This window comes from Methylobacterium sp. SyP6R, from assembly GCF_019216885.1.
Lineage (GTDB): Bacteria > Pseudomonadota > Alphaproteobacteria > Rhizobiales > Beijerinckiaceae > Methylobacterium.
Map to the genome: position 1 here is coordinate 4,492,113 of NZ_JAAQRC020000001.1, position 21,292 is coordinate 4,513,404.

At 70.4% G+C, this 21,292-nt stretch carries 14 protein-coding genes; 3 read left to right on the forward strand and 11 right to left on the reverse strand.

The window, feature by feature from the left end; translation table 11 throughout:
• Nucleotides 1-524: 524 nt before the first annotated feature.
• From HBB12_RS20705 to HBB12_RS20720, 4 genes are all read right to left on the reverse strand, one after another.
• On the reverse strand, nt 525-1,400 hold the full coding sequence (locus tag HBB12_RS20705) for an SMP-30/gluconolactonase/LRE family protein (RefSeq protein WP_236991074.1): 876 nt from the start codon (nt 1,398-1,400) through the stop codon (nt 525-527).
• A gap of 37 nt (nt 1,401-1,437) precedes the next feature.
• On the reverse strand, nt 1,438-3,504 hold the full coding sequence (locus HBB12_RS20710) for an ABC transporter permease subunit (RefSeq protein WP_236991075.1): 2,067 nt from the start codon (nt 3,502-3,504) through the stop codon (nt 1,438-1,440).
• A complete protein-coding gene (locus HBB12_RS20715) occupies nt 3,501-5,042 on the reverse strand; it encodes a sugar ABC transporter ATP-binding protein (RefSeq protein WP_236991076.1) in 1,542 nt (513 codons plus the stop codon). The genes HBB12_RS20710 and HBB12_RS20715 overlap by 4 nt, the downstream gene beginning before the upstream one ends.
• A gap of 154 nt (nt 5,043-5,196) precedes the next feature.
• Entirely contained in the window at nt 5,197-6,333 is a 1,137-nt protein-coding gene (locus HBB12_RS20720) for a sugar ABC transporter substrate-binding protein (RefSeq protein ID WP_236991077.1), read from the reverse strand.
• Nucleotides 6,334-6,482: 149 nt separating this feature from the next.
• Between HBB12_RS20720 and HBB12_RS20725 the strand changes: the two genes are divergently transcribed.
• Nucleotides 6,483-7,220 carry a GntR family transcriptional regulator gene (locus HBB12_RS20725; protein WP_236991078.1) on the forward strand — a complete coding sequence of 246 codons (738 nt, stop codon included), beginning with the start codon at nt 6,483-6,485 and terminating at the stop codon, nt 7,218-7,220.
• A 550-nt stretch (nt 7,221-7,770) separates the two neighbouring features.
• Here HBB12_RS20725 and HBB12_RS20730 read toward each other — a convergent pair.
• The 4 genes from HBB12_RS20730 to HBB12_RS20745 form a co-directional block, all read right to left on the reverse strand.
• On the reverse strand, nt 7,771-8,847 hold the full coding sequence (locus HBB12_RS20730; RefSeq protein WP_236991079.1) for an alkene reductase: 1,077 nt from the start codon (nt 8,845-8,847) through the stop codon (nt 7,771-7,773).
• Nucleotides 8,848-8,883: 36 nt separating this feature from the next.
• On the reverse strand, nt 8,884-10,302 hold the full coding sequence (locus tag HBB12_RS20735; protein WP_236991080.1) for a phosphatase PAP2 family protein: 1,419 nt from the start codon (nt 10,300-10,302) through the stop codon (nt 8,884-8,886).
• A gap of 328 nt (nt 10,303-10,630) precedes the next feature.
• Complete coding sequence (locus tag HBB12_RS20740; protein ID WP_236991081.1) at nt 10,631-13,753, reverse strand: efflux RND transporter permease subunit; 3,123 nt, start codon at nt 13,751-13,753, stop codon at nt 10,631-10,633.
• A gap of 7 nt (nt 13,754-13,760) precedes the next feature.
• Nucleotides 13,761-15,110 (reverse strand): efflux RND transporter periplasmic adaptor subunit, encoded by a 1,350-nt coding sequence (locus HBB12_RS20745; RefSeq protein WP_336886942.1) that lies wholly within the window; start codon nt 15,108-15,110, stop codon nt 13,761-13,763.
• A gap of 498 nt (nt 15,111-15,608) precedes the next feature.
• Here HBB12_RS20745 and HBB12_RS20750 point away from each other — a divergent pair, with 498 nt between their 5' ends.
• Together HBB12_RS20750 and HBB12_RS20755 are read left to right on the forward strand one after the other, a co-directional pair.
• Nucleotides 15,609-16,286, forward strand: coding sequence for a response regulator transcription factor (locus tag HBB12_RS20750; protein WP_236991082.1), 678 nt, complete (start codon nt 15,609-15,611; stop codon nt 16,284-16,286).
• Entirely contained in the window at nt 16,279-17,709 is a 1,431-nt protein-coding gene (locus HBB12_RS20755) for a HAMP domain-containing sensor histidine kinase (protein WP_236991083.1), read from the forward strand. Before HBB12_RS20750 ends, HBB12_RS20755 begins: the two co-directional genes overlap by 8 nt.
• Here the strand turns inward: HBB12_RS20755 and HBB12_RS20760 are convergent.
• From HBB12_RS20760 to HBB12_RS20770, 3 genes are read right to left on the reverse strand one after another with little or no spacing between them, the layout of a single operon-like run.
• Nucleotides 17,704-18,846: an acetyltransferase domain-containing protein gene (locus HBB12_RS20760; RefSeq protein WP_442919373.1), complete on the reverse strand. Its 1,143-nt coding sequence runs from the start codon at nt 18,844-18,846 to the stop codon at nt 17,704-17,706. The two genes, HBB12_RS20755 and HBB12_RS20760, sit on opposite strands and share 6 nt — an antisense overlap.
• Complete coding sequence (locus tag HBB12_RS20765; protein ID WP_236991084.1) at nt 18,840-19,082, reverse strand: hypothetical protein; 243 nt, start codon at nt 19,080-19,082, stop codon at nt 18,840-18,842. Before HBB12_RS20765 ends, HBB12_RS20760 begins: the two co-directional genes overlap by 7 nt.
• Nucleotides 19,082-21,211: a TonB-dependent siderophore receptor gene (locus HBB12_RS20770; protein ID WP_236991085.1), complete on the reverse strand. Its 2,130-nt coding sequence runs from the start codon at nt 21,209-21,211 to the stop codon at nt 19,082-19,084. The genes HBB12_RS20765 and HBB12_RS20770 overlap by 1 nt, the downstream gene beginning before the upstream one ends.
• Nucleotides 21,212-21,292 lie beyond the last annotated feature (81 nt).

The window sequence follows — 21,292 nt, forward strand, 5'->3', positions numbered from 1 at the left end:
TTTTCTATGGAGATCCGATCGTCACTCAAAGTTAGGAAGCGCTCCAAGCGGAACTGCATGTATGGACAACAAAACAGCAGGTTGCGCGGTGCCGGCGCAACAGCCGAGAGCATGAACCCTCCGTTCTCTGCGGGGGAGGGTGGACCCTGCGTCAGCAGGGGCCGGGAGAGGGGCAGCGCGACGCCGATCCAGGGAGCGCCCTTCAAAACGGTTCAGTCTTATCCGGAACCGTGGTTCCCCTCTCCCGCCCCACTCCGTGGGGCACCCTCCCCCGCAGAGGGGGGAGGGTTTGCGGCGGTCGACGCTCCCATGCTCTTGCAGCCGTTCGCGACACGTCGGGTAGACTGGATGGCACAACTCCGCTCAGCTCGGTTTCGAACTGTTTTTTGCTGGCCCCATGATCATTTCGACGGATCACACTCAGGGAAGATTCGGGCTTTCTAGATCTGGATTTCGGCGCAGAGGCTGTGAGGACAAATCCCGGCCTCCGAGGAAAACGGCTTCCGACGCCGCCTCGCCCCCGCTCAACCGGCGAACCGCATCTCCGGCACGCCGCGCACGCCCAGATCATGGATGGCGAACAGGCTGCCGCGCAAAGGCCCGTCTCCAGGGAAGCGCGGCAGGGGAGGCTTGGCCATCGAGGTCACGAACAGGATGTCGAGGTTCGGACCGCCGAACATGACGCTCGTCACCTTCTTGACCGGCATCTCGATCACGCGGTCCACCGTGCCGTCGGGCCGGTAGCGGACGAGCTTGCCGTCATAGACCAGCGCGTTCCACAGGCAGCCCTCGGCATCGACGGTCGAGCCGTCGGCTGCGCCGCCGCCCGACGTGTCGACCGGCGCGAAGGTCCGGCGGTTCGAGACGTCGCCCGTCGCGGTGTCGTAATCGTAGGCCCAGATCTCGCCCGACCAGGTGTCGTTGAAGTAGAAGGTGCCGCCATCCGGGCTCCAGCACGGGCCGTTCGAGCAGATGATGCCGGAATCGAGCCGGTGCACGGAGAGGTCGGGATCGAGGCGGTAGAGCGCTCCGTTGGCGCCCTCCTCCATCGTGTCCATCGAGCCGGCGACGAAGCGGCCCTGGCGGTCGACCTTGCCGTCGTTGAGCCGGTTCGCCGGCCGGTCGGGCTCGGGATCGTGGATCAGGGTGACCTCGCCGGTCTCGAAGTCGAGGGCGTGGAAGCCGCGCTGGAGCGAGACGATCGCCCCGCCGCCGCGGCGCAAGGCCATCGAGCCGATCTTCTGCGGCACGTCCCAGGCCCGGATCTCGCGCCCGTCCACGGTGCAGCGGAAGACCCGCCCGTCGAAGCTGTCGATCCAGTACAGGCGCTGCTCCTCCACGTCCCAGAGCGGGCCCTCGCCGAGGGTCGTCTTGACGTCCGCCAGGATCTCGATGCGCATGGACTCCTCCCGTGTCGTCTTGTTGGTGAAACCCGCCTCAATCGCGCAGGGCGAGCACGGCCCCGAGCACGACGAGGCCGAAGATGATGTCCCGCACCGCGTGGGGCAGCATGGTGCCGGCGAGCAGCGTCGAGAGCGCGGTGAGCAGCAGCACGCCGCCGAGCATGCCGGGATAGCGGCCCCGCCCGCCGGTGATCAGGCTGCCGCCCACCACCACCGCGGCGATCGAGGGCAGCAGGTACTCGTCGCCCATGCCGAGGCTGGCCTGGCCGCTGAACGAGGCGAGCAGGATGCCGACGAGCGCCGCGCAGAAGCCCGACAGGGCGTAGACCCCGATGAGCGTGCCGCCGACGCCGACGCCGCTGAAGCGGGCGGCGAGCGGGCTGTTGCCGATGGCGTAGACCCGGCGTCCGAACACGGTGCGGCCGAGCAGGATCGCGGCGGCGAGCGCGAAGGCGAGGACGCCCCACACCACCGGCGTGGCGCCGAGGAACTGGCCCGTCATCACCCAGCGCATCCCCGGCGAGGCGAAGCCCGACGGGGTGCCGCCGCTATAGACGAGCGCCGCCCCCTGGAGGATGCCGTTCATGGCGAGCGTCATCACGATCGGCGGCAGGCCGAACAGCACGATGCCGAGCCCGTTGACCGCGCCGAGCGCGGTCCCGAGGCCGAGGCCCAGCGGCACGGCCCACAAGGCCGCCTGGTCCGAGCCGCCGACGAGGCCCGCCACCACGATGCCGGTGAGCGAGATCATCCAGGGCAGGGACAGGTCGAGGCCGCCGGTCAGGATCGCCGTGCCCTGGCCGAGCGCCAGGATCGCCAGGAAGGACGACAGCACGACCAGCGAGTTGAAGAAGCCCGGATTGGTCAGCGCGTTGCCGTTGACGACTTGCGTCGCCACCAGCACCAGGACCAGGCCGACATAGGCGGGAAGCGTGTATTTCAGCGCCTCGCGATTCCGCACCAGCCAGCCGGAGGCGGCGGGCGCGTGGCTGCGGCGCGCCACCGGCGGCAGCACGAGCTTTGGACGGTGCGAGCGGTGGGCGGCGGCAAGCGTACCGTCCCGCCGGGCCTTGAGGGTGAGGAGCCCGAGCCGGAGGTAATCTGCCAGCGCCGAGTGCCGGCCGAGCGAGCCGCCGATGACGGCGAGGATCAGCAGCGTCCCTTCGGCCACCGACGAGTAGAAGGCCGGCACGTCGAGGGCGAGCAGGATGTTGACGGCGATCATCAGCGTGTAGGCGCCGATGATCGAGCCGATCGCGCCGCCGCGCCCGCCCCCCAGCACCGTTCCGCCGAGCGCCACCGCGGCGAAGATCTGGAGCAGCATGGAATTCCCGACCAGCGGATCCGCCGATCCGGTCTGCGCCGACACGAAGGCGCCCGCCGCGCCGTAGAAGGTTCCCGCCAGCACGTAGGCCCGGAAGGTGACGAAGCGGGTGTCGAGGCCCGAGGCGAAGGCCGCGTCCTCGTCGCTGCCAACGGCATAGAGACCGATGCCGAACCGCGTCGCCTTGACGAGGAGCCAGACCAAGGCCGCGCCCGCCACGACGAGCACCGGCGCCGGCAGAATTCCCGGGATCGCGTCGCCGGTGAAGAAGGCGACGAATTCGGGGGCGATGGTGCCGCCCGGCTTGTCGCTGACGAGAAGCGTCACGCCCTGGACGATGAACATCGTCGACAGCGTCACCACGATTGGCTGCATCCGCACATAGGCGACGAAGACGCCGTTGAACGCCCCGACCACGGCGCCGATGCCGAGCGCGATCAGGCCGAACAGGACCTGCGAGCCGATGCTCGGTCCCATTCCGGTCCCGAGCACGACGTTGACCAGCGAGACCACGGCGCCGGCCGAGAGGTCGAACCCGCCGGTGAGCACCACGAAGGTCTGCCCGACCGCCGCCAGCGCCAGCGCCGCCCCGCCGGAAGAGACGAAGCTGAACTGGAAGTAGTTGAACCCCGAGATCGCCACGACGACCCCGAACAGGATCGCGAAGACGGTCAGCGCGATCAGCACGCCGCGGTGGCGCGCCAGGCCCGGCCGCCACGCGCCGGGGCGGGCGCCAGGCCGCCGAGGGGCGGCGGAGGTCGCGGCGAGGCTCGTCATGCGTGCGCTCCGTGGCGCGCGGCGCCCCCGAGGGCCCCGCGCATGATCCGCTCTTCCTCGATCGCCTCGCCCTGCATCTCGTCGACGACAGTCCCGCCATAGAGGACGAGGACCCGGTCGCACAGGTTCACCAGTTCGGTGATCTCGGTCGAGTAGAACAGAACCGCGCCGCCCGCCGCCGCGAAGTCGCGCATCAGGCCGTAGAGCTGGTGCTTGGTGCCGATGTCGATGCCGCGGGTCGGATCGAACATCAGCAGCACGCGGCCGCCGGTGATCAGCCACTTGGCGATGGCGATCTTCTGCTGGTTGCCGCCGCTGAACGCACCCGCCGGGGTGAAGATGGCGCGCGGATGGATATCGACCTGTTCGAGCGCCGCCGCCACGTCCCGGCGCTCGGCCGCCCGGTCGACGAACCCGAAACGGGCATAGCGGTCGATCACCGGCAGCGAGACGTTGAAGCGGCCGTCCCGCTTCAGGAACAGGCCCTCGGTCTTGCGCTCCTCCGGCACCAGGGCGAGGCCGATCTCCGGCCGGATCGCGTCCTGCGGCGAGCGCAGGGTGATCGGTCGGCCATCGACCGACAGGGTGCCTTCGGTGAGCGGGACCAGGCCGAAACAGGCGTGGAAGAGGTCCTGCTGGCCCATGCCCTGGAGACCGGCGATGCCCAGGATCTCGCCCGGCCAGAGCGAGAAGGCGGCTTGGCGCAGCTTGCCGCCGGTGCTCAGGCCCTCCCCGCTCAGGACCGGGACGGCCCCCGCCGGGCGGGGCGCCGGCACCGGCTTTGGCGGGAAGGTGGCCTCGAGCGAGCGCCCGATGATCATCCGGATCACCGTGTCGTCGTCGACCTCGCCCACCCGGGCGGTGCCGGCCTCCTTGCCGTTGCGCAGGACGGTGAGGCGGTCGCAGAACAGGCGCACCTCGGCCATGCGGTGCGAGATGAAGATCGTCGTCACGCCCTCGGCCTTGAGCCGGGCGATGAGCCCGCCGAGCCAGTCGATGTCGCCGCCCGAGAGTGCCGAGGTCGGCTCGTCGAGGAGGAGGATGCGCGGTGTCCGATACACCGCCCGGGCGATCTCGATCTTCTGGCGCTGCGGCAGGTCGAGGGCGCGCACCTCCGCCCGGGTGTCGATGTCCGACAGCCCGATCCGGTCGAGATGGGCGCGGATCGCCGCCTCGCCCTCGCGCCGGCGCAGCAGGCCCCACCTTCCGCGGGGGGCGTAGGGCATCAGCATGGTCTCGGCGACCGTGAGATCCGGCACCAGGCTGATCTCCTGGAACGCGGTCTGGATGCCGAGCCGGTGGGCGTCCGACGGGCACGCCATCGCGGCCGGCGCGCCGAAGACCCGGATCTCGCCGGAACTGGGCCGGATCAGGCCCGAGAGCAGCTTGACGGTGGTGGACTTGCCGGCGCCGTTCTCGCCGAGCAGCGCGTGGACCTCGCCGGCCGCGACGCGGATCGTGGCGCCGCCGAGCGCCACGGTCGCCCCGTAGGTCTTGACGATGGACTCGAGCGTGAGCGCGTCGACGCTGTCGGTCATGTCGGGTTCTCGATGGGGCGAACGGTAAGGGTTCCGCCAGGCGCGCTCGAATAAGGGTCGAGCACTTCCCCCCTCCCCCACTCGGGAGAGGGAATCCCGCGCTTGACCGGACGTGACGTAGATCAAGGAGAAGCCGCGGGTGGGCGCCTTGCACTCACTGCCCCTTCTCGGGCTCCGCGTTCAGCGCCGCCTTGAGCCCGACCTCGGGGGTCTTGTCCGAGAAGATCGAGGCGAACCAGCCGGGATTCGGCACCGACGAGGGCTGGAAGGCGTTGCAGCCCTCCGCCATCTCCTGCCACGAGCCGGTCTTGCAGAGCTTCACGGTCTCGTTCGTCACCACCGGCAGCGGCAGGATCGTGTCGCGCGCCACCTCCTTGCCGTCGAGCTTGGCGAGGACGAGCTTGAGGGCGTAGGCGCCCGAATAGGGCGGCGAGGCGTAGGAGATGCGCGGCGCGCCCATCGGCGCGTAGGCGCCGTTGGCGCCCTCCACCGCGGTGCCCTTCGGCAGCATCTGGATCCGGCCGCCATTCGAGCCCTCGCCCGCGCAGGGCTTGAGCTTGTCGGCGGGGATCCCGGCCTCGAGCTGCATCTGGTTGGCGGTGAAGCAGCCGACCTGCATCCACAGCCCGTCGATCTTGTCCCAGCCCTGGGTCGCCAGGATCTTGGAGAGCTCGGTCCGGGCGACCGCCTGGCTCCACATGCCGGGCGCCTCGGCCACGATCTTGAGGCCCGGGTGCTTGGCGAACACCGCCTTGGCGGCCTCGGTCCGGCCGCTATCGATCGAGGTCCCGGGCACGCCGGTGATCGCCACGATGGTGCCCTTGCCGCCGAGCTTGGCCGCCAGCCACTCGGCGGTGACCCGTCCGGCCTCGGCCTGGTCGATATGGACGTTGTGGGCGCAAGGCTCGGTGATCTCGCCGTCATAGGCGATCACCATCACGCCCTTGGAACAGGCGTTCTTGACGACCTGGTTGAGGGCAGTGGGCGAGATCGGGAACACCACGATCGCCTTGGCGCCGGCCTGGACCATGGCGTTGATCTGCTGGATCTGCTTCTGGGCGCTGGGGCCGGCGACCTGGACCTGGAGGTCGATCTTCGCCGCGACGGCCGGGCTTGCCGCCATCGCCTTGATCATGTTGGCGGCCTCGGCCTGCCAGTCGTTCCCGATATAGCTCATGCTCAGGAAGACTTTCGCCTTCTCTTGCGCCTTCTCCTGGGCGGAGGCCGCGCCGGCCCACCCGGCCGTCAGGCAGAGGGCGGCCATCCCGGCCGAGATCAGCGTCCTGGTCATCTGAGGTCCCCTCCCGGGCGATTCTCGAGCGCTTTGCGCCTTTTTTTGATCAAAGATCACACATCGAAAACCGCCACAAGGCCTTTGTTCGGGCGGCGGCCTTGGCTAAGGTCGCGGCGTCACCCACCCGAGACCGAGCCGGATCCGACATGGCGCCCGTGCGTGCGCACCAAGAGCTGCCGTATTCGCCCGTGTCGCGGGCGACGATCCAGGATCACGTCTATCTGCGGATGCGGGAAATGATCCTGACCGGCGGGATCGAGCCCGGCCGCACGGTGACGGTGCAGAGCCTGGCTGAAGCCTTCGGCGTCAGCGCCATGCCGGTGCGCGAGGCGATGCACCGGCTGGTCGCCGAGAAGGCGCTCACCAACGTCGCCGGGCGCTCGGTCGGCATCCCGTTCCTGTCGCCGGAGCGCCTGGACGACCTCCAGCGCGTGCGGATCGAGGTCGAGGGCACGGCGATCGGATGGGCCGCCGAGAGCATGCCGCCCGAGGCTTTGCCCGTGCTGGACGGCCTCATCGCGGAGATGGAGGAGGCCAAGGACCGGGGCGACCGCGCCCGCTACGTCCCGGCGAACCGGGCCTTCCACTTCGCGATCTACCGGGCCTCGGGCTCGGAGGCGCTCCTGTCGATCATCGAGTCACTGTGGTTGCAGATCGGCCCGTTCTTCAACCTGCTGGGCGCAAGCGACGCCTGGGGCGCGTCGAACGACCACCACCGGGTGATGCGCGCGGCCATCGCCGCGCGCGACCCCGCGACGGCGCGCGCGGCCCTGCGGCGGGACATTGACGATGCCGCCGTGATGCTGCGCCGGGTGCTGAGCGAGGAGGCGGCGCCGGCGCCGCGGGCAAGACGCCGGAAGGTGGTGGTGATGGGGACGGCGTGAGCGGCGGATTGGTCGAGCTGGGATCGGCGGCGTCGCCAAGCACGCCCTTATCGACCTCCCACACCGCCGTGCCGTTCCAACATCGGTCAGAGCCTATTCGATGAGATCATCGAGAATTGACATCATCTATCTCATCCCGAAATGAAGCTTGCCAAGAAACCGGGATTCAAAAAAAGCTTTCGGTGAGGGACGAGACCGGCTCCCTTCCCCAGTAAAGCGCACGCTCGAACCCTCCCCCCTCTGCGGGGGAGGGTGCCCCACGGAGTGGGGCGGGAGAGGGGAACCACGCTTCCAGATAAGGCAGAGCCGTTCTGAAGGGCGCTCCCTAGATCAGCGTCGCGCTGCCCCTCTCCCGGCCGCTGCTGACGCAGGGTCCACCCTCCCCCGCAGAGGGGGGAGGTTTCGCGCGCACTGCTTCTTGATGATCTCGGCCCGAGCAAACCCTGCAAAACAGACAAGCCAAAATCGCATCGCTTCTGAAGATTGTTTCGAACGGACTCTCACGCGAATAGGCTGTTTTAAATATCTCCGACCGCACGACCGGCCCCACTCACCCCGCCGCCGGATAATCCACATACCCCTTCGCCCCACCCGCATACCACGTCTCGGCATCATCGGCGGAGAGTGGCAGACCCTCGGCGATCCGCCGCGGCAGGTCGGGATTGGCGATGAACGGGCGCCCGAACGCGATCGCGTCGGCCGCGCCGGCATCGAGGGCGGCCTGGCCTCGCGCCCCGTCATAGTCGGAATTGAGCACGAAGGCGCCCTGGAACGCCGCGCGCATCCGCGGCGCCACCGGCGGGCGCTCGGCCTTGCCGTTGGTGCCCTCATAGCCCGGCTCGCGCACCTCCAGGAAGGCGATGCCGATCGCGGAGAGCGCCGCCGAGGCCGCCTCGAACAGCGGCTCGGGGTTGCTGTCGTTCACCCCCTGGCGCTCCTCGTTCGGCGACAGGCGCACGCCGGTGCGCTCAGGCCCGACGATCTCGGCCACCGCCGCCACGACCTCGCGCAGGAACCGGATCCGGTTCTCGATCGAACCGCCGTAGCGGTCGGTGCGGAAATTGGCGTTGTCGCGCAGGAACTGGTCGATGAGGTAGCCGTTCGCGGCGTGGATCTGCACCCCGTCGAAGCCGGCCTCCAGCGCGTGGCGGGCCGCCTGCCGGTAATCGTCGAGGACGGCGCGGATATCCTCCTCGGTCATGGCGCGGGCCTCGACATGGGGCGCCTTGCCCTCGTAGGTCCGCGCCAGGCCCGGCATCGTGGTCGCCGAGGAGGAGACCGGCTGGCCGCGCCCGGGCAGGCTCGGATGCACCACCCGTCCCATGTGCCAGAGCTGCGACACGATCAGCCCGCCCGCCTCGTGCACGGCGGCGGTGACCGGGCGCCAGGCCTCGACCTGCTCAAGGTTCCAGATGCCCGGCGCGTAGGGCCAGCCGAGACCCTGCGGGCTGATCCCGGTCGCCTCCGAGATGATGAGGCCGGACGATGCCCGCTGAGCGTAGTATTCGACCATCATCCCGGTCGGCACGTGGTCGCGGGTGGCTCGCGCCCGGGTGAGCGGCGCCATGAAGACCCGGTTCTGCGCATCGAGCGCGCCGAGCCGGATCGGGTCGAGGAGACGGGGCATCGGGAACTCCGCTGCGTGGGAGAGGGCCTGTCGTGGTCAGCGGGTCGTCTGCTGCTGCGGCCGGCGCGAGGCGGCGAGCGCCGCGGCCTTGCCGGCGGCGGCATAGAGGTTCAGGCGCGAATAGACCCCGAAGGCCGAGCCGTCGTCGAGGAAGCCGCCGCCGGGCCCCTGCGTCTGCGTCAGGATGGCGTTCGCCTCGGCCAGGCTCACCGACGGGAAGGCCGCGGTCAGGAGGTACCCGGCCTCCGGCGCGAGCTTGCCGACATCCTCGACCGTGTTCGCGGTGTTCTGGTGGACCACCGGAAGGCCGTAGGTCTGGGTGGTGGCGTAGAAGGCCTCGTTGGCGGCAGCATCCTTGAACCGGCTGGTATCGTCGGCGGCGCAAGCCGCGACCGTGTCGCCGCAGGCATCCTTGAGGACCATCGCGAGGTCGTTGCGCGCCGCCTCCAGGGCCGCGCGGTAATCGGAGATCGCGACCGCGTCGTTGGTCTGCCGGCTCATCTCGGCGATGACCGCCGGGTTCTTGCGGATCTGGCCGACATAGGCCGGATCGTTGGCGAGCAGGTGGGCGAGCGCGTGCAACGCCACCGTGCGCCCGCCGAGCACGTCCATGGCGTAATGCGCGCCGAGGACGATGCGGTTGTTGCCGTACTCGGCCGCCCGCACGATCATCTGCTGGTAGCGTTCGGGCACCAGCAGCGCGAGGACGACCGATTCGGTGTAGCCGTAGGTGGTGTGGCCGCTCGGATAGGACGGGCTGTCGGTCAGGTTCTGGCTCGGCCCGTGCAGCCAGTCGAGGCTGTGCGAGGCGTGCTTGAAGTAATCGTCTCCCCGATAGGCGTAGAGCTGCGGCAGGGTCTGGAACGGCCGGGAATTGCCGAAGGCGTCGGCCCCCTTGCTGCCGCCCGGCCGGTCATAGGCCTTGCCGAACACGTCCGGCACGCCGCCGCGGGCCGCGAAGATGCCCTTGGCCGCCTCCGAGACCGGGTTCTTGCCGTCGGTGGTGCCGTTGGCGAAAAAGTACTTTCCGGAATTCGAATCGGATTTCGTGATGTTGTTGGTGTAGCCGAGGAGATCGGCCACCGACTGGGTCACGTTGCTGAACGTCTTGTAGTCGGCGTAACGCGCCTTGTCCTGGTAGATCGCGCCGAGCCGGCTGCCGAGCCCGTCGGCGAGTTCGGTGGCGTTGCCGTCGGTGATGAAGGCGTCGCGCAAGGCGAGCTGGCGCTGCTGGTCGAGGGGCAGGAGATGCGGCTGCTTTTGCGTGCCGAACTGGATGTCGCCGGTCACCGTCAGGTTGGCATCGAGCGCCGCCCGCCCCTCCGGCGTCGCCTGGAGCACGCTGACCGTGGCGAGCCCCTGGAGCGCGACGAGGTTCGTCGCGGTCTGCGCCTCCGCCCCGACCGGCAGCATCAGGCCGAGAAAAGCGAGACCGTGAATGGCCGCCCTGCGCATCGTGTCGCCCCCCCTGTGTTCGGGCGGCAGGAAACGACGGGAGCGGGCTCCTGTCCAGCCCGGCGGGTCGATGGCGTCTATGCGTCGGACCGGATCACGATACGGGACCGTGGCGGGACGCCGACCGGGGCCGCCATTCCCACCCGCGGCCTCATTCTGAGGTGCGACTGAAAGGAGCCTCGAAGGAGGGCTCCAGACGTCTCGGCGATCCCTGGAGCGCTCCCTCGAGGTCAGTCGATCTGCGATCGTGCGCGATCTCCGATCGCCGACACCTCAGGATGAGGTGGTGGGTGGGAGCGACGGAGCGACAGATGCGCCACCCTGACGTCTACGCATCGGACCGCTCCTTCCCCCGAACGCCTTCGCGATCATCCGCCGGCTGCTGGCCGACGCGCAGCCGCGCGACGATCGGATACACCGCCGGCAGCAGCACCAGGGTGAGGAGCGTCGCGGTGACGAGCCCGCCGATGACCACGGTGGCGAGCGGGCGCTGCACCTCGGCGCCGGCACTGGTCGAGAGCGCCATCGGCAGGAAGCCGAGCGTGGCGACGAGCGCCGTCGTCATCACCGGGCGCAGGCGGCGCTCGGCGGCCTCGGTGGCGGCCTCGCGCGGGGAGAGGCCGGCGCGCTCCAGGTCGCGCAGGGTGCTCATCAGCACCACGCCGTTCAGCACCGCGATGCCGAAGGTGGCGATGAAGCCGATCGCCGCCGAGACCGAGAACGGCAGGCCGCGGGCATAGAGCGCCAGGATGCCGCCGGTCGCCGCCACCGGCACGTTGAGGAAGATGAGGCCCGCGACCCGGATGTCGGAGAACAGCACCACCAAGAGCACCAGGATCGCCGCGAGCGCCGCCGGCACCACCACGGACAGCCGGGCGGTCGCCTCCTGGAGGTTCTGGAATTGCCCGCTCCAAACCAGGGAATAGCGCGGCGGCAGGCTCACCTGCGCCGTCACGGCGGCTTGCGCCTCGGCGACGAAGCTCTGCACGTCGCGCCCGCGCACGTTGGCCTGGACCGAGATGCGGCGCTGCAACCGCTCGCGGCTGATCTGGGCCGGGCCGGTCGCGACCTCGACCGAGGCGACGAGGGAGAGCGGCACGGTGCCCTTGCCCTTGCCCCCGACCGGGAGCGCCCGCACCCGCTCGATGTCGGCGCGGTCGTTCCCCGCCAGCCGCACCACGATGTCGGTGATGGCGTTGTCGTCACGATAGACCTGGCCCGACGGCCGGCCGCCGATCGCCTCGACCACGTCGAGGATGTCGCTGGCGCTCACCCCGTAGCGGGCGGCCGCCGCCCGGTCGACCGTGATCGACAGGGCCGGCATCCCGGCCTGGGATTCGGCCTTCACGTCGCTCGCGCCGGGCACGGCCGAGACCGCCCGCACGATGGCGTCGGCCTTGTCCTTCAGCACCCCGAGATCGTCGCCGTAGAGGCTGATCGCCACGTCGCCGCGCACGCCCTCCAGCAGGTCGTCCATCCGCATCTGGATCGGCTGCGAGAAAGCGTAGGCGACGCCCGGCACCTCCTGGCGCAAGCGGTCGCTGAATGCCGCGACGAGGCCGTCCTGGTCCTTCGCCGTGGTCCAGGTCGCGGGGTCGGTCAGCGTGATGAAGCTGTCGGTCGATTCGACGCCCATCGGGTCGGTCGGGATCTCGGCGCTGCCGGTGAGCGAGACCACCCGCTTCACCTCCGGGAACGACTTCAGCACCGCCTCGATCCGACGCATGGTCTTCAGCGAGGCGTCGAGGTTGATGCCCGGCAGCTTCTCCGAGGTGACGACGATCGAGCCTTCCGAGAGCTTCGGCAGGAACTCGCCGCCGAGCCGGGTGGCGAGGACGCAACTTCCGGCAAACAGCGCCAGGGTGACGAGGATCGTCGCCCCCGCCCGCCGCTCGGCGACGCGCAGGACCGGCGTGTAGACCGTCCGCATCCCGTGGACGAGGCGCGTCTCGCGCTCGCCGATCCCGCGCCCCGAGAGCACCAGGGCGGCGAGCGCCGGCATCAGCGTCAGGGTGAGAAGGAGCGAGCCGGCGAGCGCCAGGATCACCGCCACCGCCATCGGCCGGAACATCTTGCCGGCCACCCCTTCGAGGGCCAGCACCGGCAGGTAGACCAGGATGATGATCGCCACCGCGACCATCACCGGCCGCGCCACCTCCGCCGCCGCGTCGCGGATGACCGCGTGGGCCGGGCGCTCCGGATGCTCGCCGCGGGCGCGCAGGACGTTCTCGATCATCACCACGGCGCCGTCGACGATGAGGCCGAAATCGATCGCGCCCAAGCTCATCAGGTTGCCCGACAGGCCGAGGAAGCGCATGCCCGCGAAGGCGAGCAGCATCGAGAGCGGGATCGCGGCGGCCACCACCAGCCCGGCCCGCAGGTTGCCGAGGAGCAGGAGCAGCACCACGATCACCAGCACCGCCCCCTCGACGAGGTTGTGGGCGACGGTGTGGATCGTGCGCTCGACGAGAGCCGAGCGGTCGTAATAAGGCACGATGGCGATGCCGGGCGGCAGGAGCGGGCGCAACTCCTCGATCGTCGCCTTCACCCGCTCGACGACCGCGCTGGCATTCTCACCCTGCTGCATCATGGCGATGCCGACCACGGTCTCGCCGGCGGCATCGTGGGTCACCGCGCCGAGGCGCACTTTCGGCGCCTCCACCACCTCGCCGAGGCTCGCGACCGTCACCGGTACGCCGCCGGGATGGGTCGCCACCACGATCCGGGCGATGTCGTCGGGACCCGTCGCTAGCCCTAAGCCCCGGATCACCTCCTGCTGGTCGTTGTGCTCCAGATAGGCGCCGCCCCGGGCGAGGTTGTTCTCGGCGAGCGCCGTGTAGACCTGGCTCAAGCTGACGCCGTAGCGCTGCAAGCTCTCGGCCGAGATCCGGACCTCGTAGGTGGGCAATTGCCCACCATAGATGTTCACGTCGGCGATGCCCGGCGTGAGCTTGAGGCGCGGCGCGATCGTCCATTGCAGCAGGCGCTTCAGCTCCATCGGCGAATAGGCCGGCCCGCGCAGCTCGAACTGGTAGATCTCGCCGAGGCCCGTCGCCATCGGCCCCATCTGCGGGTCGCCGATGCCGGCCGGCATCATCGCCTTGGCCTGGGGCAGGCGCTGGAACACCTGGGAGCGGGCCTCGGTGATCGACATCCCCTCGTCGAAGGTGACGTAGACCGCCGAGACGCCGAAGCGCGAGGTCGACCGGATGCCGGTGAGGCCCGGCGCGCCCGCCATCGCGCTCTCGACCGGGAAGCTCACCAGCCGCTCGACCTCGAGCGGCCCGAGCCCGGGCGAGAGCGTCAGGATCATCACCTGCTTGGGCGAGATGTCGGGTACCGCGTCGATCGACAGGCCCCGGAGGTTGACGATCCCGCCGGCGGCACCGGCGAGCGCCACCACCAGCACGAGCCAACGGCGGCGGATCAGGAGGGCGAACCAGGCTTTCATGGCAGCCTCAATCCGTCGCGCCGAGGAGGCTGCGCAGCAGGATCGCCTTGAGGCCGAAGCTGCCTTGCGTCGCCACCGTCTCGCCGGGTGCGACGCCCTTCGTCACCTCGACCCAGTCGGCCCGCTGCACCCCGAGGGCGAGCGCCCGCTTCTCGAACCGGTCGTCGCCCGTCCGCACGAAGGCGACCGGCCCGTCCTCGGTCTGCTGCACGGCGCTCGCGGGAAGCGTCGTGCCCTCGCGGCCGAGATCGGCGGCGATCTCGACCGACACGAACATGTTGGCGCGTAAAGCCCCCCCCGGATTGGCGATCTCGATCCGGGCCGGCGCGGTGTTGGTCGCCGGGTCGATCGCGGCGTTGACCGAGCGGACCCGGCCCTCGAAGGTCGGGTGGTCGGGCACCGGCGCCCGGATGGTGGCGGCATCGCCCGGCTTCACCGCGGCGATGTCGCGGCCGTAGAGATTCGCCAGCACCTGGATCCGCGACGGGTCGGCCACCGTGAAGGCGTCGCTGTTGGTATCGACCACCTCGCCGAGGGTGATGCCGCTCGCCGTCACCACCCCGTCGATCGGCGACACGATGGCGCTGGTGCCGGCCGGCGCCCCGGGCTCGGGGGCGAGGCGGGCATATTGCGCCGAGTAGAGGTCGAGCTTCGCCTTCGCCGCCAGCGTCGCGGCATGCGCCTTGGCGAGGTCGACCTGGCGGCGATCGACCTCGGCCTGGGCGACGCCCATCACCTTGAGGAGATCCTGGCCGCGCTTCAGGTTGATCTCGGCGACCTTCTCGGTCGCCTGCGCTTCGGCGAGGCTGGCCTGCGCCTCCGCCAGGCCGTTGCGGGCCTCGAGCAGGCCGGCGGCATCGAGGGTGGCGAGGCTCTGGCCGGCCCGGACGAGATCGCCCGGCTGCACCGCCAGGGTCAGGACGCGGCCGGCGGTGCGGGGCTTGAGATGGGTGACGCGGCGCTCGTCGAAGGCGATCGTGCCCGGCGCCCGCACCGGCAGGACGATGCGCCGGGTCTCGGCCCGGCCGAAGGCAAGGCCGATGCGGGCTTGGCCGGCCTCGTCGAGGGTCACGAGGTTCGGGTCGGCCGGGGCGGCGCTTTCCTGCGGCGCCGGGGCGGGGGCCGGTGCCATGAGGCCGAGCCGGGCGAGAACGGGGGCCAGCATCGGCCCTGCGGCGTCGCGAGAGGCCCAGCCGGCGCCGGCCAGTGCCACGAGGACCGCGATGAGGACGAGGCCGCGCCAGGGCGGCCGCCGACCCGGACGCGACGGCCGGAGGGCCGGTGTCTCGGTCTTGCGCTCACGCGGACGCGCCTCGCTCTCGGCGACGCGCGCGACGGTCTCGACGGCCAGGAGCACGGCCTCACTCACCCTGCTGGATTGGAATCATTCCAACACCTATGCGCGGGGGCGGGCCTCGCCACTAAATTCGCGTTCATCCGGTGGTTTCCGCTGGGATGGCGGGGCGTTTCGGAACAAACCCTGGTTTTCGATCTGCGCCTCTCTGCCTGCTCAGCAGGGCTGTCCCGGAAAAGACGTGGCGCGGGAAATCCCCTCTCCCCGCGGGCGGGGAGAGGCCTGAGCTCCGAAGGGGCTCAGGAAGCCCGCAGGGCGAGGGTGAGGGGGTATTTCCGGATGAGCCTCACTCGTCGAGACCCCCTCACCCTCGCTCCGGCTACGCCTCCGCTTGCTTTGCCCCCAACAAGGGGGGCAAAGCCCTCTCCCCGCCCGCGGGGAGAGGGGAAACCTGCGCCACTTTTCTCCTTGGACAGTCCTTTCCACATGAGTGAAGGAAAAAATGCGAACCTTCACGGCGAATTTTTATCCATCGATAAAGCAAAAACTTGCGAGAAAACCGTGGCAAAGCTACTGCTGATCGAGGACGATGTCGCGACCGCCGAGGAGATCCTGGCCGATCTCGGCGGACGCGGGCACGCGGTGGCCTGGGCGGCGACCGGGCCGGAGGGGGCGGAGCGTGCGCGCGGGGAACCTTGGGATGCGATCGTCCTCGACCGGATGCTGCCGGGGCTCGACGGGCTGACGCTGCTGCAAGGCTTGCGTACAGCCGGCGACCGGACCCCGGCCCTGCTGCTCTCGGCGCTCTCCGATGTCGACGAGCGGATCCGGGGCTTGCGGGCGGGGGGCGACGATTACCTCGCCAAGCCCTTCGTGCTGGCCGAGCTCGCCGCGCGGATCGAGGCGCTCCTGCGCCGCCCGACCGACACCCGCGAGACGCTCCTGCGGGTCGGCAGCCTGGAGATCGACCTGATCGCCGGGACCGGCCGGCGCGGCAGCCGCGACTTGGAGTTGCTGCCGCGGGAACTCACCCTGCTCGAATACCTGATGCGCCGCCCCGGCCAGGTCGTGACCCGGGCGCTGCTGTTCGAGGAGGTGTGGAACTACCGCTTCACCCCGAAATCCAACCTGATCGACGTGCATCTCGGCCGCCTGCGCCGCAAGCTGGAGGCGGCCGGCGAGCCGCCGGTGATCCACAGCGTGCGCGGCATCGGCATCATGCTGGCTCCCGATGACTGACCTGTTTTCCTCCACCACCTTCCGCTGGGCGCTCGGGATCGCCCTGTGGTCGGCCTTGCTCGCGCTCGCCATGTTCGGCTTCGTCTACTGGCAGACGGCCGCGTTCCTGCGGGAGGAGCTGGCCGAGACGCTGCGGCTCGAAGTGCGGGCCGCCGCCGAGGACCCGGCCGGCACGGTCGGCCGGGTCGAGACCTGGATCGCCATGGACCGCCACGCCACCCATTACGGCGGGGTGTTCGGGCCGGATGGGGCGCGGCGGGCCGGCAACCTCGTCGCCCTGCCCTCCCGGCTCGCCCGGGACGGCGACGCGGCCCGGGTCGCCGCGACGATCGAGACGACGGAAGGCCCGGTCTCCGACGAGGTCTGGGCGACGGCCTTGGCGCTTCCCGGCGGCGGTACCGTGGTGATCGGCCACGACACCGACGAGATCGACCGGGTGCGGAAGACCACCTTGAGGGCGATGGGGTTGGGCCTGGCCCCCGCCCTCCTCCTGTCCGGCCTCGGCGGCCTGGTGCTGGCGAGCCGGGCGCGCCGGCGCCTCGCCGTCACCGAGGCGGCGCTCGCCGAGGTGATGCGCGGCGACCTGCGCAAACGCCTGCCGGTGGGCGCGCGGGGCGACGAGTTCGACCGCCTCGCCGGCAACGTCAACCGGATGCTCGACGAGATCGAGCGGCTGGTGGAGGAGGTCCGCAGCGTCGGCGACGCGGTCGCGCACGACCTGCGCACGCCGCTGACCCGGATGCGCGCGCGGTTGGAGCGGAGCCGCGAGCAGGCGGCGAGCGTGGAGGAGTTTCGCGACGCGATCGACCAGGGCCTCGCCTGGATCGACCAGACGCTCGCCATGGTCACTGCCGTCTTGCGCATCGGGGAGATCGAGCATGGCCGGCGCCGCGCCGGCTTCGCGCCGGTCGATCTCGCGCAGATCGTGCGCGAGGCCGCCGAGTTCTTCGAGCCGGTGGCGGAGGACAAGGAGGTCGCACTCACCGTCACGGTCGCGACGGGGGCTTTCGCCGTCGAGGGCGACCGCGACCTCCTGTTCGAGGCCGTCTCGAACCTGATCGACAACGCGGTGAAGTTCACGCCGCCCGGCGGGACGGTGCGGGTCGGGCTGGACAACGGAGAGGCCGGCTTGACGGTCGTCGTGGAGGATTCCGGCCCCGGCATCCCCCGGGGAGAATGGGTTCAGGTCTTCCGGCGCTTCTATCGGGCCGAGCGCGCCCGCCGGACGCCCGGCAACGGCCTGGGTCTCGGGCTCGTGGCGGCGATCGCCCGGCTGCACGGCTTCTCGGTGGCGGTCGGGGACACGCCCGACGGGGGCGCGCGGTTCACGATCCTCGTGCCTCTCGCCGGTTCCGATGAGGCGGGCATCCCCGCGCGTCGGGACCGACCGGCGCGCGAGCGGATCCCGAGCCGAATCCTATAGATAACGCAGCACCGGATGCCGCCCACGCCGCTTCAGCCCGACCATCCAGCGGCAGGCGCCGTAGAGCGGCAAGCCGAGCACCAGCGCGACCAGCCAGAGCTGCGCCGGCGAGCCGAGTTCGACCTTGCCGGAGGGGCCCGTCAGCCCGGCCGCGAAGGCGAGATCGTAGAGCCCGCGCAGCAGCCAGAGATGGACGAGGTAGAAGAACAACGGCGCGCCGCCGAACACCCGCAGCCAGCCGAGGCGCGATGCCGGCAGCGCCTCGAACACGGCGAGGAGCCAGAGCCCGAGCCCCAGCGTCAGCAGCAGGAAATCGGCCGAGGGCGGATACTTGGTGAGGTTCAGGAAGGACAGGATCGTCATCCCGAGGGTCGGGCCGGCCTGCCACGGCACCGGATCGCCGTAGCCGTTGAGCCCGCGCAGCACCAGGAAGCCCGCCAGGGCCGCCGCCCCGAGGGCGAGGAGCCGGCGGCGCCGGGCCCGGGGATCGGTCGCGAACCACGGCCCGAGGACGTAGCCCGCCGCCGCGACGCCGATCCAGGGCAGCACCGGGTAGGAGGTGCGGGCCACGCCCCAGGGCAGGTCGAGCAGGCCGCGCTGGTGCAGGATCGACCACGGCACGTAGCCGGCCTGGCCCGGCGCGAGCACGATCCCGTCGAGGAGGTTGTGCCCCAGCACGATCAGGAGCGCGGCCACCGCGAGGGCCGGACGCGGCAGCCGCAGGAGCCCCGCGAGCGCGATCATGCCGAGGCCGATCGCCCAGATCACCTGCAGGTAGAGGACCGGCGGCAGCATCCGGCCGGTCCAGGCGAGGTTCACCAGCGTGACCTCGAGCCCGACCAGGAACAGGCCGCGGGTGAGGAGAAAGCGCGCCGTCGCGCCAGTGCCGTGCCGGCGCGCGTAGAGGCTCGCCGAGAGGCCGGTGAGCAGGAGGAAGACCGGTGCGCAGAGATGCGAGATCAGCCGCGTCACCACGAGGTCGGGCGCGGTGACGCTCAGATCCATCGGGTCGCGGACCTGGGCGTGGACGTAGAAGATGTCCCGCACGTGATCGACCAGCATCAGCAGCATGACGAAGCCGCGCAAGGCATCGATCGAGCCGATGCGGGCGGTGGGGGTATCCGGCGCCGTCACGATGCCGTCTCGGAGGCCAGCCGCGAGAGGAGCCGGCGCACGTCGGGCGGCGTCCAGACCCGGCCGCCGCGGGGCTTGCGCACCCCGCGCCGGGTCAGGGAGGCGGCGATGCCCTCGGGCGTCCCGCCGGCCTCCGCCGTGATGGCGGCCAGGACCGGCGCGAGACGCTGGCGGTAGTGCCGGGCACGGGCGGCGGCTGCATCCCGGCCGGCATCGCCCTTGCGGAGAACGGCCGCCATCAGAACCGCACCGACAGGGTGCCGGTGAACCGCCGCGGGGCACCCGGATAGACCCGGAAGACGTTGAGCGAACTCTCGTAATAGGTGGTGTCGAAGATGTTCTCGACGTTCAGGCCGAAACGGACGTTCTCCCACTTGTAATAGGCCAGCGCGTCGACGGCGATGTAGCCCGGCAGCCGGAAGGCGCCGCCATTGGCGTCGCCCGCCCGCTCGCCGACGGCGCGCACGCCGCCGCCGATCCCGAACCCCTTCCAGGGGCCCTCCTGCGCCTCGTGCACCGCGAGCAGGCTGCCCGAGTGGCGCGGCACGTTGATGAGCGGGGCACCCACCGGCAGCACGTTGTCCTTCGTGACGACGGCGTCGGCGAAGACGTAGCCGGCCAGGACCTTGATCGACGGCGAGAGCTGGCCGGCCGCCGTGAACTCGAAGCCCTGGCTGCGCACCGCGCCGGCGGCGATCGAGAAGCCGGTGTTGTTGGGATCGGCGGTGAGGACGTTCTGGCGCTCGACCCGGAAGGCGGCGCCGGTCAGGCTTAAACGCCCGCCATACAGGTCGAGCTTGGTGCCGACCTCGTAGCCGAGGCCAGTCTCCGGCGCGAACGGGCCGTTGAACGACGAGGCGGCCGCGTCGGGCCCGATATTCGGCCGGAAGCTCGTGCCGACATTGGCGTAGAGCGACAGCTCCGGCAACGGCTGGTAGACGAGGCCGGCCCGGGGCGTGGCGGCGAAGTAGGTCTGGTCGCTCCGGACCCCGGTGGTGCGCTCGCGGAACGACTGCTCGAAGAAGTCGAACCGCACGCCGACCAGCGCCTTCCACTCGGGCGACAGCGCGATCTGGTCCTGGGCGTAGAGCGCCGTGTTGGTGACCTGCTCGAACCCGTTGGTCTGACGGGTGTAGTTCGGAAGCAGCCGGCCGTAGACCGGGGCGTAGATGTCGAGGGAATAGGGATCCTGGCGGGTGTTGGAGCGGATCTGCTGGTAGGTGCCGTCGGTGCTCTCGCGCTCGAAGCCCAGCAGCAGGGTGTGGCCGATCCCGGCGGTATCGAAGCGCCCGACCAGCTCGGCCTGGCCGAGGGCCACGGCGGCGCGGTAGTTGCGATAGTTGCGGTCGCGCAGGACCGTGCGGTTGTCGGCGGCGATGTCCCGCACCTCGACCGCCTCGCCGGCGAGCGAGTTGGAGTTGAGGTAGGTGGCAAGCCGCATCTGCCAGTCGGCATCGAAGCGGTGGTCGACCCGGATCTGCATCGAGTCGTTGGTCTGCCGGATGCTCTGGCCCGGCTCGCCGAGGAAGCGCGAGATCGGCAGGAACCCGAGCCGGTTGTCGATCGCGATGACGCCGCGGTCGAACACCGTGCGGTTCCTCAGGAACTCGGTCTCGACCGTGACCTTGGTGTCGGGCGTGACCTGCCAGCTCACGACGGGGGCGACGAACAGCCGGTCGCCGTCGACGAAATCGCGAAAGCTGTTCTGGCGCCCGGCCGCGAGGTTGAAGCGGTAGAGGAGCGTGCCGTCCTCGTTGAGCGCACCGCCCGAATCGACCGTGCCGCGGACCTGCTCGAACGAGCCCCAAAGCCCGCCCATCTCGACGAAGCGTTCCGCGGTCGGCTGCTTGGTGATGATGTTGACGAGGCCGCCCGGGTCGCTGCGCCCGAACAGGCCGCCGCCGGGGCCCTTCAGCACCTCGATCCGCTCGACGTTCTGGGCGTCGGGCGGCGGCGGGAACCCGCGGTTGAGGGGAAAGCCGTTCTTGTACAGCTCCGAGGTGGTGACGCCCCGGATGGCGTAGCTGAAGATGGTGAGGCCGCCGAAATTGTTCTGCTGCGCGACGCCCGGCATATAGGTGAGGACGCGGTCGACCCGCGTCGCCGCGAGGTCGGTGACGACCTCTCGCGGCGCGACGGTGACGACCTGCGGCACGTCGCGCTGGGGCGTATCGGTCTTCGTGCTGCTCACCGCCCGGTCGCCGCGAAAGCCCGGGGTCGGGCCGATGAGCCCGATCGTGCCGGCGGCGGAGGGCGCCGGGAGCGCAGGGGCGCCCGCCACCACGACCTCGTCGAGGGCGATGGTCTCCTGCCCGTGCGCGGTGCCGGCCGCGAGGCTCAACCCCAGGGCGGTCGCCAGGGCGGGCATGGGATGATGAAGAGGCGGGCGGGTTCTCAACGAAGCATACTCGATGTTGCCGCGCGAATGCGTCCGGGCGAGTGGCAGGCC